Origin of the sequence: Vibrio sp. zbq_1, assembly GCF_043102935.1 — a bacterium.
Classification (GTDB): domain Bacteria; phylum Pseudomonadota; class Gammaproteobacteria; order Enterobacterales; family Vibrionaceae; genus Vibrio; species Vibrio parahaemolyticus.
Window position 1 is genome coordinate 444,622 of record NZ_JBICJH010000004.1, and the last position, 13,226, is coordinate 457,847.

General features: G+C 47.0%; 11 protein-coding genes. 9 read left to right on the top strand and 2 right to left on the bottom strand.

What is annotated here, in order from left to right; all coding sequences use genetic code 11:
- Nucleotides 1-82 precede the first annotated feature (82 nt).
- Both ACF8CV_RS02440 and ACF8CV_RS02445 read right to left on the bottom strand, forming a co-directional pair.
- On the bottom strand, nucleotides 83-1,252 hold the full coding sequence (locus ACF8CV_RS02440; protein ID WP_138937120.1) for an isovaleryl-CoA dehydrogenase: 1,170 nt from the start codon (nucleotides 1,250-1,252) through the stop codon (nucleotides 83-85).
- Nucleotides 1,253-1,297: 45 nt separating this feature from the next.
- The gene (locus ACF8CV_RS02445) at nucleotides 1,298-1,684 is read right to left on the bottom strand and encodes a MerR family DNA-binding transcriptional regulator (protein ID WP_005373242.1); all 387 of its coding nucleotides are present in this window, start codon (nucleotides 1,682-1,684) and stop codon (nucleotides 1,298-1,300) included.
- Nucleotides 1,685-1,893: 209 nt separating this feature from the next.
- On the opposite strand from ACF8CV_RS02445, the gene ACF8CV_RS02450 reads away from it, so the two are divergent.
- The 9 genes from ACF8CV_RS02450 to betI all read left to right on the top strand — a co-directional run bounded on the left by ACF8CV_RS02450 (nucleotide 1,894) and on the right by betI (nucleotide 13,225).
- Nucleotides 1,894-3,072, top strand: a complete 1,179-nt coding sequence (locus tag ACF8CV_RS02450) for a thiolase family protein (RefSeq protein WP_025502106.1) — start codon at nucleotides 1,894-1,896, stop codon at nucleotides 3,070-3,072.
- 70 nt (nucleotides 3,073-3,142) lie between these two features.
- A complete protein-coding gene (locus ACF8CV_RS02455) occupies nucleotides 3,143-4,636 on the top strand; it encodes a CoA-acylating methylmalonate-semialdehyde dehydrogenase (protein WP_138937119.1) in 1,494 nt (497 codons plus the stop codon).
- 88 nt (nucleotides 4,637-4,724) lie between these two features.
- On the top strand, nucleotides 4,725-5,879 hold the full coding sequence (locus ACF8CV_RS02460; RefSeq protein ID WP_138937118.1) for an acyl-CoA dehydrogenase family protein: 1,155 nt from the start codon (nucleotides 4,725-4,727) through the stop codon (nucleotides 5,877-5,879).
- A 49-nt stretch (nucleotides 5,880-5,928) separates the two neighbouring features.
- Nucleotides 5,929-6,705, top strand: a complete 777-nt coding sequence (locus ACF8CV_RS02465) for an enoyl-CoA hydratase (RefSeq protein WP_138937117.1) — start codon at nucleotides 5,929-5,931, stop codon at nucleotides 6,703-6,705.
- A gap of 10 nt (nucleotides 6,706-6,715) precedes the next feature.
- A complete protein-coding gene (locus ACF8CV_RS02470) occupies nucleotides 6,716-7,846 on the top strand; it encodes an enoyl-CoA hydratase/isomerase family protein (protein ID WP_138937116.1) in 1,131 nt (376 codons plus the stop codon).
- An 18-nt stretch (nucleotides 7,847-7,864) separates the two neighbouring features.
- On the top strand, nucleotides 7,865-8,761 hold the full coding sequence (gene mmsB, locus ACF8CV_RS02475; RefSeq protein WP_029830150.1) for a 3-hydroxyisobutyrate dehydrogenase: 897 nt from the start codon (nucleotides 7,865-7,867) through the stop codon (nucleotides 8,759-8,761).
- Between the two features lie 9 nt (nucleotides 8,762-8,770).
- Nucleotides 8,771-9,529, top strand: a complete 759-nt coding sequence (locus tag ACF8CV_RS02480; RefSeq protein ID WP_138937115.1) for an SDR family oxidoreductase — start codon at nucleotides 8,771-8,773, stop codon at nucleotides 9,527-9,529.
- A gap of 454 nt (nucleotides 9,530-9,983) precedes the next feature.
- A complete protein-coding gene (locus tag ACF8CV_RS02485; RefSeq protein WP_138937114.1) occupies nucleotides 9,984-12,032 on the top strand; it encodes a GGDEF domain-containing protein in 2,049 nt (682 codons plus the stop codon).
- 593 nt (nucleotides 12,033-12,625) lie between these two features.
- Nucleotides 12,626-13,225, top strand: coding sequence for a transcriptional regulator BetI (gene betI / locus ACF8CV_RS02490; RefSeq protein ID WP_138937113.1), 600 nt, complete (start codon nucleotides 12,626-12,628; stop codon nucleotides 13,223-13,225).
- Nucleotide 13,226: the final 1 nt, after the last annotated feature.

Consider the following 13,226-nt stretch of genomic DNA (forward strand, 5'->3'; position numbering starts at 1 on the left):
CACCACCCGTCTTTATCTATGTTGAATAAGATTTAGGTTGAATAAGGAAGTTATTTATATTCAGAACGCCTAGGTATGATGATTAGGCGCTTTCGTTAAACAATTCGCGACCAATAAGCATGCGGCGAATTTCTGAAGTGCCGGCCCCAATTTCATACAGCTTGGCATCGCGTAGTAAACGACCGGTATCAAACTCATTAATATAGCCATTACCGCCAAGTAACTGAATGGCATCTAATGCCATCTTGGTTGCCAGCTCTGCGCTGTAGAGGATCGCACCAGCAGAGTCTTTACGTGTGGTTTCTCCGCGATCACAAGCAGCAGCCACGGCGTAAACGTACGCTTTTGCAGCATTCATTTGCGTGTACATATCAGCGATTTTCGCTTGCACAAGCTGGAATTCGCCAATGGATTTGCCAAACTGTTTGCGGTCGTGAATGTAAGGCACAACGATGTCCATACATGCTTGCATAATGCCAAGCGGGCCACCGGCAAGCACCACTCGCTCGTAGTCCAAACCGCTCATCAACACTTTCACACCTTGGTTTTCTTCGCCGAGAATATTTTCCGCAGGGACTTCGCAGTTTTGGAAGACCAACTCACACGTATTCGAGCCGCGCATACCCAACTTGTCGAGTTTTTGTGCTTGAGTGAATCCAGGAAAGCCGCGTTCCACAATAAACGCCGTGATGCCTTTGGAATGTTGGCTTGGGTCGGTTTTGGCGTAGACAACATAGGTGTGTGCATCAGGGCCGTTGGTGATCCACATTTTGTTGCCGTTTAGCAGGAAAATATCGCCTTTACGTTCCGCTTTAAGCTGCATAGAGACCACATCAGAGCCAGCGCCGGGCTCGCTCATTGCTAGAGCACCAATATGTTCACCCGAGATGAGTTGAGGCAGATATTTCTCTTTTTGAGCTTGTGTTCCGTTGCGGTGGATTTGGTTAACACAAAGGTTGGAGTGCGCACCGTAGCTTAAAGCAACCGAAGCGGATGCTCGGCTGATCTCTTCCATGGCAATCACGTGGGCGAGATAGCCCATGTTCGCACCACCAAACTCCTCGCTGGTGGTCACACCTAAAAGACCCATTTCACCTAATTTGGACCAAAGATGGTTTGGAAAGTCGTTAGATTGGTCGATAGATTGCGCTAAAGGCGCAATTTCTCTTGCAGCAAAACTATTGATTTGCTCGCGAAGCAAATCGGTATTTTCGTCATAAACAAAGTTCAGGGAAGAGTAGGTAGATTTCATTGCGTGTCCTTGCCTTTACGTCACCTACATCCCAGAGTTGAGGTGTTAGGTGACTTTTTCGCCTTTCATGGATCTCAGTGTGTTTTGGCATCGCAACTGCGCCGCGTTTAACTCCATCATTACCGCTTGAATGTCGTTTGCTTGCTGTTGCAATGCTGCCTTCTTCTCTTCGATCAACCGAATCATATAGTTCAACTGCTCAGTACTTTGATCGGTATCGTAGAGTTCAAATAACTCTTTGATATCTGCAAGAGAAAAGCCCAATCGCTTACCTCGCAAAATCAGTTTTAGTCGAATTCGATCGCGACCATTGTAGATTCGAGTGTTGCCTTTACGTTCTGGAGTTAGGAGACCTAAATCTTCGTAGAAGCGAATACTTCGGGTAGTAATGTCGAACTCTTTCGCGAGCTCGCTGATCTTAAATGTGTTCATTCCTTAACCTTACGACTTTCGTATAACATTCATACGAATATACAATTCGTTAACGTTAAAGTAAACAAACAACATCGACTCTTGAGCCTTGATATCACTCGCATTTACTCGAAATAAAAGAATCACTCGAACAAACAATAACCTCAAACTTGACGTTAACGTAAATGTTAGTATAGTTATGACGTAAACGTCAATAAAGGGTTAATGGAATGAAAAATGAAACATGGATTGTTGCCGCCAAGCGAACGCCTATCGGCTCTTTTCAAGGTGCATTAGCTTCAACCGATGTCACGGAACTAGGTGCGAAAGCCATCCAAGGGGCACTAGCTGAAAGCCAGCTAGATGCACACAAAATAGACGAAGTGTTGATGGGATGCGTTTTACCCGCCGGCGTGGGGCAAGCGCCAGCAAGACAAGCAAGTCTTAAAGCAGAAATGCCACAATCCATCGGTTGTACGACATTGAACAAAGTCTGTGGCTCGGGTATGAAAACCGTGATGCTGGCCCATGATCTTATTCAATCTGGTAATGCGCATGCGGTTATCGCTGGCGGTATGGAAAACATGTCGTCTTCTCCTTACCTATTAAAGAAAGCGCGTGATGGTTTCCGTTTAGGTCACGAGCAAGTGCTTGATCACATGTTTTATGATGGTTTGCAGGATGCCTACCAAGGCGAATTGATGGGTGTCTTTGCCGAACAAACCGCGCAAAAGTACCAATTCAGCCGTGAAAGTATGGATGCATGGGCACAACAATCGGTGACTCGTGCGCAGCAAGCGATTGAGCAAGGTTTGTTCAAAGAAGAGATCGTGCCTGTTAACGTAAAAAGTCGACGTGGTGACACCTTGGTTGTAGACGATGAGCAACCGAGTAAACTCGACGTCACTAAAATTCCTACCTTACGCCCTGCGTTTGCTAAAGATGGCGGCGTAACGGCAGCCAACTCAAGTTCTATTTCTGATGGTGCATCAGCAATGGTATTGGTTGATAGTGAATTTGGCCGTCAGGAAAACCTTCAACCTCTAGCCAAAATTGTCGCGTACAGCACGCATGCAAGACAGCCGGATGAGTTCACCATCGCACCCGTATTCGCGATTGAAACGCTGTTGGAAAAAACGGGCTGGGACAAATCAGACGTGGACCTTTGGGAAATCAATGAAGCCTTTGCTGTTGTCACTCAATACGCGGTGAAGACACTCGAACTGGACGCGAGCAAAGTGAACTCTCGCGGCGGTGCATGTGCTTTAGGCCACCCCATTGGTGCAAGTGGTAACCGAATCCTCGTGACTTTGATTCACGCTCTTAAACAAACAGGCGGTAAACGTGGCGTTGCATCGCTTTGTATTGGTGGCGGCGAGGCTACCGCAATCGCGATTGAAATCTGCTAATTCATTCTCAACAAAGTTTCACTTACATAACAGTAGTCAGTAACAAGCTGAAAAATACAAGGATGTCATCATGACAGAACAAGTAAAGCAGTATATCGGTGGTGAATTCGCCATCTCCGACTCAAAACAATGGCTAGATGTAACCAACCCGGCAACCAACGAAGTGATTGCGCAAGTACCTTGTGCCACGGAATCGGAAATGAATGCGGCGATCGCCAGCGCAACAGAAACATTCAAGCGTTGGAAAGAAGTCGCTGCGCCGGAGCGTGCAAGATTGATGCTGCGCTACCAACACCTGCTAAAACAGCAACACGATGAGTTGGCGATACTGCTTTCAAGTGAGACAGGCAAAACTCTAGCGGATGCAAAAGGTGATGTTTGGCGCGGGATTGAAGTGGTAGAACAAGCGGCGAACATTTGTAGCTCAATGATGGGCGAAACGGTGGAAAACGTCGCGACCAATATTGATGGTTACTCTTACATTCAACCGCTCGGTGTTTGTGCTGGCATCACACCGTTTAACTTCCCTGCGATGATTCCATTGTGGATGTTCCCAATGGCGATCGCTTGTGGCAACACCTTTATTTTGAAACCGTCAGAGCAAGTGCCACTAACGGCAATGAAACTGGCGGAGCTGTTTGAACAAGCTGGCGCACCAAAAGGCGTATTGCAAGTTGTTCACGGCACCAAAGAGCAAGTCGACCGCATTCTGACTGATCCAGTCGTTCGTGCGATCTCTTTTGTCGGCTCTGTGCCAGTTGGTGAGTACATCTACAAAACGGGTACGGACAACTTAAAACGCGTTCAATCCTTTGCGGGTGCGAAGAACCACATGGTCATCATGCCAGATGCAAACAAGCAGCAAGTGATTAATAACTTGGTTGGTGCGTCAGTCGGTGCCGCAGGTCAGCGCTGTATGGCGATTTCGGTGGCAGTATTTGTCGGCGAAACTAAAGAATGGATTCCAGAGCTTAAAGAGGCGTTAGCTCAAGTACAGCCAGGCGCGTGGGATGATGAAACCGCAGGTTATGGCCCATTGATTAGCCCGCAAGCGAAGCAGCGCGTGGTGAATCTGATTAATGAAGGCAAAGCGTCAGGCGCGAACTGTGTTCTGGATGGAACCGATTGCCAAGTACCTGGCTTCCCGAACGGTAACTGGGTGGGTCCAACACTGTTTACCAATGTGACCACTGACATGTCGATTTATCAGGAAGAGATTTTTGGCCCTGTGCTGCTGACAATGGAAGTCGACAATTTAGATGCGGCAATTGAGCTGATCAATGCAAACCGTTTCGGTAATGGTACGTCTATTTTCACAGCAAACGGCGCAGCTGCGAGAAAGTATCAGCACAACATCGAAGTGGGTAACGTAGGCATCAACGTGCCAATTCCGGTGCCTTTGCCGTTCTTCTCATTTACGGGTTGGAAAGGCAGTTTCTACGGCGATCTACATGCTTACGGCAAACAAGCGGTTCGCTTCTACACCGAAACGAAAACTGTCACTGCGCGTTGGTTTGAAGATGACATTCCAAGCGGTCCAAACATGACTATTCAACTTAGCTAATTACTGGATTGGCGATACCTCTAGCCAAGCGCCACCGTTTAAGTGGGCTTGGCTTCAAGTGCAACGAATTAGACCTTAGGACTTCAAGATGGATTTTGAATTAAACGAAGATCAACTAGCGTTTGCCGAAGTAGCAAAGCAGTTTGCAGACCAAATGTTAGCGCCGCACGCGGCCGAGTGGGATGAAAACCATCATTTCCCTAAAGATGTACTGCGTCAGGCGGGTGAGCTGGGTTTTCTAAGCATCTACACGCCGCCAGAGCACGGTGGTTTGGGGCTATCTCGTTTGGATGCGGCGATCATTTTCGAGCAGTTGGCCATGGGTTGTACCGCGACCACTGCGTTTATGACGATTCATAACATGGCGACGTGGATGATCACCAGCTTTGCCAAAACCGAAGTCGCGCAGCAATTTAGCGCGGATTTAATTTCGGGTGAAAAGCTTGCTTCCTACTGTTTAACCGAACCAAATGCGGGTTCGGACGCCGCTTCGCTGACGACAAGTGCGGTACGTGAAGGTGACGAGTTTGTTTTGAATGGCGCAAAAGTGTTTATCTCTGGCGCGGGTGATACAGATGTATTGGTCGTGATGGCGCGTTCGTGCGGTGAAGGGGCGGTTGGCGTTTCTGCATTCGTCGTTCCTGCTGATTGCGAAGGCATTAGCTACGGTAAGAAAGAAGCGAAAATGGGTTGGAACTGCCAGCCAACGCGCATGATCACCTTTGAAAATGTCCGTATTCCAGCCGACTATCTGTTGGGTGAAGAGGGCGAAGGCTTTAAGTTCGCCATGCTTGGTCTGGATGGCGGCCGAATCAACATCGCTACTTGTTCCGTGGGCACTGCACAACAAGCACTGAACGAAGCCAAGCAATACATGACCGAGCGTAAACAATTCGGACGTTCACTAGCGCAATTCCAAGCCCTGCAATTCAAGCTGGCCGATATGGCTACTGAGCTGGTTGCCGCGCGTCAAATGGTGCGACTCGCTGCCGCTAAACTCGATGCCCAACACGCTGAAAAAAGTGCGTACTGTGCCATGGCAAAACGCTTTGCTACTGATGTGGGCTTTAAAGTCTGCGATCAGGCGCTGCAAATTCACGGTGGCTATGGCTACATCAAAGAATACCCAGTTGAGCGCCATTTCCGAGACGTTCGTGTTCACCAAATTCTTGAAGGTACCAACGAAATCATGCGTCTGATCATTTCAAGACGTTTACTCACGGAAGGCGTAGAGCTGCTTTAGAAAGCGAGACAGAGCCTTACCTCAAGGAACAACAAAGGACTGAAAGATTATGACGGCACAAATCAAACTAGAGCGTGAAGCGCACATTGCCAAGCTCACGATTAGTAACCCGCCAGCAAACACCTGGACGCTTGAATTTTTGAATCAGCTAAAAGAATTGGCGATTGAACTCAGTAATGATCGCTCCATTTATGCGTTGGTACTGACGGGCGAAGGGGAAAAGTTCTTCTCCGCTGGCGCGGATCTCAACAACTTTGCATCCGGCGATAAATCGCAAGCCGCAGATATGGCGTTCGCATTTGGTGAAGCCTTTGAAGCGTTGTCTGCGTTCGATGGCGTTTCCATCGCGGCAATTAATGGTTACGCGATGGGTGGCGGTTTGGAAGTGGCGATGGCGTGTGACATTCGCATCGCAGAAGAACAAGTACAAATGGCACTTCCTGAAGCATCGGTAGGTTTGTTGCCTTGCGCGGGCGGGACGCAAAACCTGACCGCGTTGGTTGGTGAAGGTTGGGCGAAACGCATGATCTTGTGTGGTGAGCGTGTGACGGCCGAACGAGCGGAAAAAATTGGTTTAGTCGAAGAAGTGGTGGCGAAAGGCCAAGCACTGGAAGCGGCTATGGAACTTGCACAGCGCGTCGCAGGTCAATCGCCAAAATCCATTTCTGCGTGCAAAACGCTCATTCAAGGCCGACGCAGCCAAACTCACGCGGCCGGATTGGTCTTGGAGCGTGAACTCTTCTTGCAGTTGTTCAATACACAAGATCAGACTGAGGGTGTGAACGCCTTCTTGCAAAAGCGTAAGCCACAATGGACAAACAGCTAGCGGAGGCCAAATGACAGGTACAGTAAATGTTTCACAGATAGAATGTGCTGACGGCTCTGTCATTGGTGTGTTGGAGCTTGATAATCCAGCCGCCCTCAACGCACTTAGCTATGTGATGATCGAGCAACTCTATAACCAACTGGTAGAGTGGCAATCGAACGACAGCATCGTTGCCGTGCTCTTACATGCTCAAGGTGAAAAAGCGTTTTGTGCTGGTGGCGATATTCAAGCGATCTACCGTGCACTTGAAAACAAAGAGCAAGACTTTGATTCTGCATTTTCAGCCATGGAAACCTTCTTTGATCTCGAATATCGCTGTGATCATCTTATTCACACTTATCCAAAACCGATCATCGCGTGGGGGCATGGTTATCTGATGGGCGGCGGTGTGGGCTTATTTATGGGCGCAAGCCATCGCGTTTCGGAAACCACCGCACGCTTTGCGATGCCAGAAATTAAAATTGGTCTTTATCCTGATGTGGGCGCGACCTATTTCTTAAATCAGTTACCGAAACATTTGGCACTTTTTCTGAGTTTGACGGCTTGCCAAATTAACGCAACAGACATGAAAGCGTTGGGATTAAGCCAATGGATTGCAAAGCCAGAAAGCAAACAAGCACTGTTGGATCTGCTCGCATCGGTAAGTTGGAAAGGTGAAGCGAACATCAACGAAAAAATCGCCACTACGTTGCGTTCGGTACAAGTGGACGAGCCAAGCGAAGGGATGTTGATGCCATATGCGGGATTGATTGAGCAGCTTTGTTCGGGTGATTTAGATTCGATTGTCCGCGCAATCAGCAGTGCTGACGTTGATGACAAGTGGTTCGTCAATGCGCAAAAGGCACTGAACTATGGCAGTCCGTTGTCGCTCAATATCACCTATCAGCAGTTAACGCAGTATCAAAACCTCTCTTTGAAAGCGTGTTTTGATATGGAATTTAACCTAACACTACGTTGTGGTTTAGAAGGTGATTTTAGAGAAGGGGTTCGTGCGCTGATTATCGATAAAACCAATCAACCGACTTGGCAACATCGCACGGTTTCTGACGTAACGCCACAAGCTTTGGAACGCTTCTTCGCACCAATTGACTCAGCAGAATACCCACTGACCGCATCGTCGGTTGCTACTGCGGCACTTTAGACAAGGAAGAAATACGACATGGACAAAATTGCATTTATTGGCCTTGGCAATATGGGTGCGCCTATGGCTAAGAACCTACTCAAAGCGGGCTTGAACGTTGAAGTGTTTGATTTGAACCCGAACGCAGTAGAGGAACTTACCGCACTTGGTGCGTCGAGTGCAGATTCGGTAAAACAAGCCGTTCAAGGTGCGGACGTGGTCGTTACCATGTTGCCTGCTAGCCAACACGTTCAAAGCGTTTATCTTGGTCAAGACGGGATCTTAGATAGCGTTGAGTCGGGCACTTTGCTGATTGATTCATCTACCATCGATCCGGCGACAGCACGATCAGTCGGAGAACAAGCAGAGCTGCGTGGCATCAGTTTTGTGGATGCGCCAGTGTCTGGCGGCGTTGCGGGCGCAGCGGCAGGTACGCTGACTTTCATTATTGGCGGCTCGCAAGAGAACTTTGTTCAAGCCAAAGCGGTGCTTAGCCATATGGGCAAAAACATTTTCCATGCGGGAGACGCCGGAGCCGGTCAGGTCGCGAAAATCTGTAACAACATGATGCTGGGCATTTTGATGAGCGGCACTTGTGAAGCACTCAATTTGGGTATGGAAAACGGACTCGATCCCAAAGTGTTGTCTGACATCATGCTGCAAAGCTCAGGCCGTAACTGGGCATTAGAGCTCTACAACCCTTGTCCGGGCGTGATGGAAAACACACCTGCGAGTAATGGTTATCAGGGCGGTTTCATGAGTCAACTTATGGCGAAAGATCTCGGTCTTGCGATGGAAGCGGCGGTTGCCAGTCAAACATCAACGCCAATGGGCAGCTTGGCTCGTAACCTGTTTAATTTTCACAACGGTCAGGGCAACGGGCAAAAAGATTTCTCAAGCTTGTTCGAGTTCTACCAAAAGCAAAATCAGGCCTAAGGAGCGCTTATGGAGTTAGCAAATAAGGTCATTGCGATCACGGGGGCAGGGCAGGGGCTGGGTAAACAAATGGCACTGTCTTTGGCGCAAAGTGGCGTTCATCTTGCGCTTATCGACCTCAACCCAAACCAACTGGCTGAAACGAAAGCGGAGTGTGAATCTCTCGGCGTTACCGCTCGTTTTTACGTGACGAACGTGACTGACGAGCAGCAGGTGTGCACTGCATTTGCGCAAATTGAAGCGGATTTCAAACAGCTCAATGGCGTGATCAATAACGCAGGCATTATGCGTGATGGGATGTTTGTCAAAGTCAAAGATGGTCAGATCAATACGATGTCGCTGGAACAATTTCAGTCCGTTCTGGATGTGAATGTGACAGGCACTTTTCTGTGCGGTCGTGAAGCGAGCAAGGTAATGCTGAACACCGACAGTAAAGGTGTGCTGATCAACATATCCAGCGTTGCGCGTGCCGGGAATATTGGTCAAACCAACTACTCCGCATCCAAAGCGGCCGTAGCCACCATGGCGACGGTGTGGGCGAAAGAGTTAGGGCGTTTTGGCATCCGCTCAGTGGCGATTGCACCGGGTGTCATCAAAACTGCAATGACCGATCAAATAAAACCTGAAGCGATGGAACGCTTGGTTAATATGATTCCAGTGGGACGCTTAGGGCTTGCGGACGAAATTTCATCGACCATCAAATATGTGTTAACCAACGAGTTCGTCACCGGGAGGGTACTAGAAGTCGATGGTGGAATGCGAATGTAATCTTAATAAGAGGACCAGCGATAACAGTGTTGCTGGTTCTTCCGTATTATTCTAGTGATCGTTAAAGCGCCACTTTAGTTTCACGTAATGTCCTCTTCCAACAGCGTTTATACGCTAGTTTTCATAACACACCATGCTCAGTGACACGACGCAATTTCTTTTTTATCCAGAATTGTGATGTTTTCGCGTGAAATAACCACAAAATCTATTGTTGCGTCAAAACTGAAATTATTCATTTGTCTCTTAAATGAGAAATTCCCTTTTATGGTTGAAAATTATTCTCTTTGTCTTTTTTGTGGGACGAAATCGTTTCTACATCGAAAGTTGGTGATTTATTATTCACTACAGAATGCATGGGAAAGCATGCGCGGTGTGACCATTGTCATTCACGTGCAAAATAATAATCAAAACTTCCCACCACACTGAAGTAACTACCCATCAGGGAATAATAATAATGTCGCAATTTTATAAGCTCAGAGCGTTGTCGCTTGTGTTTTGGTTCGTGTTTTTGACGACCAAAGTCTACGCGCAAAGCCCTGAGCCAAAAGATAAGTTTCTGCAATCTCTTGAAGGGATTGAGAGCCAAATTTACGCGCTGCCACAAAGTTCACTAGCACAAATCGAATCATTAGAAGAAGACTCTTTACTGCAAAACCAGCCCAAGGATCTGTTGATTCGTTATTGGCTGGCGAAGTCGACCGTTCTTGAGTTGTTAGGGCGCGATAAAGAGAGCTTAGCAGTGGTAGATAAAGGGCTGAGTTTGACACCAGAACAAAGCCAAGAACACTTGCTGTTCAAGCTGATCCAAATTCGAGCCATGATGGGCAATCGAGATATCGATACCGCGCTCTCGTCGTTGGATGCTTTGCTTGAAACATCACGAGAAAAAGGTGACAAAAAATTGGAATCGGAAGTTCTGTTGCTCAAAGGTCGTTACTACGATGAGCAAGGGGACTATAAGAAATCGTACGCGGCGTTGATGTCTTCGATGGAAGCGGCGGAGTCATCGGGTGCGCAGGGCTTAGTCGAACGTGCAGCGCTAGAGCTTGGTGATGTATTGGTAAAAATTCAAGGCTATGACCGCTCTGAAGTCGTGCTGAAGCAGGCGTATCGTTATTTTAAAGACCGCCGCATGTCGTTTAATGAGTTGCTTAGCGTCCTAACTATTGCAAAGTTACACAAAGCTCAGTTCCAATACGATGAAGCCATCAAATCTTATCAAGCAGCTTTAAAGCTTGCGCAGATTATTGGTGACGGACGTTTTCGTTTTCGGGTGAACTTGGAGCTTGCGGCTCTGTATCGCGAAACCAACAACGAAAAAAACATGCTGCGTCATCTCAAGCTTGCCGAAAACTTGCAGTATCGTGAAACCTCGAATGCGTACTTGGCAACATTTAAGTTGTTGCAAGCTGAGTACATGCTAGAGCGTAAGCAGTATCAAGCTTTGTTAACGATGATTACGCCTTTACTTCCTGAGATCATCGAGAGTCGCTACATCAAACAGCAGCAAATGGAGCTGTTAAAAGTCGCTGCTATGGCTTACGCCGGAGATAAAAACTTCGAATTGGCCTATCAAACCTACGGTCAATATCATGAAAAATTCATTCAATTTAGTAATCAGCGTGAAGTCGAGAACTTAGAGCGACAACAAACCTTGTTTGAGCTAGAGCGATTAGAGTACGAAAACGAAAACCTCAACTGGAACAATGTATTACAGCGTCTAGAGCTGGAGAATAATCGCCGAACGTTCTACCTGTTGGGTGAAGTGTTATTGGCAATGGTTGGTATTTTATTGCTTATGGCGTTGGTATTTTTGTACGTGAACCGTTCGCGTTTACGTATGCGTCGTTTGGCGAAAACCGACATGTTAACGGGCCTATTTAACCGCCGATTCTTGGAAGAGTGGTTTGCGAAACCTGCAGAGCAAAAGCCTAAGCTGATTGAAAAGCCAATTCCAGAAACGAAGAAAGGTCAGTTGGTTCACAAGCTAAACAAGCAAGTCATGCGTGTTCAATACGGCTATTTGGCGCTCAATCATTGGGTTGAAAGAAAGCTTGATAAGCAGAAAATGGTAGCGAAAAAGCCGGAAACAGGGCCTATCACGCTGGTTATGATGGATGTCGACCACTTCAAACAAGTCAACGATACCTATGGCCATGTGTTTGGTGACGTCGTATTAACTGGCGTAGCCAGAGTGCTCGATTCGTCGGTGCGTGAGAGTGATATTGTTGCTCGTCTTGGTGGGGAAGAGTTCGTTATCGTTCTTCCTAATACCGATCTTGAAGAAGCAACCGCGCTGGCTGAACGACTGCGTATTGCGCTTTCTCAACGTGGCTTTGTAACGGAGAACAATCAAGCCGTGAATGTCACTTGTAGTTTTGGTGTGATCACTTCGGATGACGTCGGCGTTGCATTTGAAGCGCTTTGTAGTCAAGCAGATAAGTTGTTGTATGAAGCCAAATCCAGTGGACGAAACTGTGTGAAAGCACTGTCGTTTAGCTGATCATGGCACAATAAGAGTCGCGCAACGCGGCTCTTTTTTTGCCAGTTTTATGTGCTCACCACTTCCCTCATAAGTTCTGGCAGAACTCGACGTACTTATCTACCTGAATCTTATCAATTCGCCTTCCTGCAAGTGCAGCACTTGGATATGCGTCCATTTTGCCAGGTGCTCCCACCTTTCATTTAAATCTTCCAATTTACGTAGTTGTGGTTGGTAACAATCTAGCAACTCACGGGGCTGGGCAGTCAATTGGAATTACTTACCTACCATTCAGAAATGAAATAACACAAATAATTAGTGTTCGATGTAAATGTTTTCTAACGCTTCTACGTTGCGTTGTTCGCTTTGTTGGTGTTGAAGTTCAATTTAACTGCTGCTTTTAATTAAGTTGTTGAAATTAATTATTTTAATTTGTTTTGTTTCTTCTTTTTGGGTGGTTCTTGGAATAGATGACAGGGTGTGATTTGTCATCTCATTGCGTGTATTTAAATCTCATTATCACTATTTTTAACAATAAATGATTTGAGTTCGAACTAATTTTTTGGCATTTTATATTTAACTAACCGTTCAATTAAAAATAACAAGGACGCAAAATGCCAAAGGTGGGGATGCCTGAAATCAGAAAACCGCAGCTTGTAAAAGCGACCATGTCTGTGATTGACAGAGTCGGTTTACATGCTGCGAGCATCTCGTTGATCAGTAAAGAGGCTGGAGTATCAACGGGGATAATTAATCACTACTTCGGTGGTAAGCATGGGTTGTTAGAAGAAACCATGCGCGAGATCCTTCGTCAGCTTTCTTCAACAATCACAGGGAAGCTTCGTGCGTTGCCAGCAGATGCTCATCATCAGCGTATCAACGCCATTGTTGACGGCAACTTTGTTGGCTATCAGGCAGAAAATAAAGTAGCTAAAACGTGGCTGGCTTTCTGGTCTTACTCTATGCATGACGAGCAACTTAAGCGTTTGCAACGAGTGAATGAACGACGTCTGTTGTCCCATCTAAGAAGAGAACTAAAAGCACTATTAAGTGCGGAGCAAGCAGAGTTGGTTGCTCACGGGATAGCATCACTGATTGACGGTATATGGCTACGCGGCACGCTCAACCCGCAAGGCATCGATGCTGATAAAGCGAGGATCATCATCAACGATTATCTCGAAAAGCAGCTAACGTTTTACTCTCATAAAATATAAA

Bases quoted from the DNA above. Each gene is read 5' to 3' on its own strand.
- ACF8CV_RS02440 (WP_138937120.1), bottom strand. From the start codon at position 1,252: ATGAAATCTACCTACTCTTCCCTGAACTTTGTTTATGACGAAAATACC.
- ACF8CV_RS02445 (WP_005373242.1), bottom strand. From the start codon at position 1,684: ATGAACACATTTAAGATCAGCGAGCTCGCGAAAGAGTTCGACATTACT.
- ACF8CV_RS02450 (WP_025502106.1), top strand. From the start codon at position 1,894: ATGAAAAATGAAACATGGATTGTTGCCGCCAAGCGAACGCCTATCGGC.
- ACF8CV_RS02455 (WP_138937119.1), top strand. From the start codon at position 3,143: ATGACAGAACAAGTAAAGCAGTATATCGGTGGTGAATTCGCCATCTCC.
- ACF8CV_RS02460 (WP_138937118.1), top strand. From the start codon at position 4,725: ATGGATTTTGAATTAAACGAAGATCAACTAGCGTTTGCCGAAGTAGCA.
- ACF8CV_RS02465 (WP_138937117.1), top strand. From the start codon at position 5,929: ATGACGGCACAAATCAAACTAGAGCGTGAAGCGCACATTGCCAAGCTC.
- ACF8CV_RS02470 (WP_138937116.1), top strand. From the start codon at position 6,716: ATGACAGGTACAGTAAATGTTTCACAGATAGAATGTGCTGACGGCTCT.
- mmsB (WP_029830150.1), top strand. From the start codon at position 7,865: ATGGACAAAATTGCATTTATTGGCCTTGGCAATATGGGTGCGCCTATG.
- ACF8CV_RS02480 (WP_138937115.1), top strand. From the start codon at position 8,771: ATGGAGTTAGCAAATAAGGTCATTGCGATCACGGGGGCAGGGCAGGGG.
- ACF8CV_RS02485 (WP_138937114.1), top strand. From the start codon at position 9,984: ATGTCGCAATTTTATAAGCTCAGAGCGTTGTCGCTTGTGTTTTGGTTC.
- betI (WP_138937113.1), top strand. From the start codon at position 12,626: ATGCCAAAGGTGGGGATGCCTGAAATCAGAAAACCGCAGCTTGTAAAA.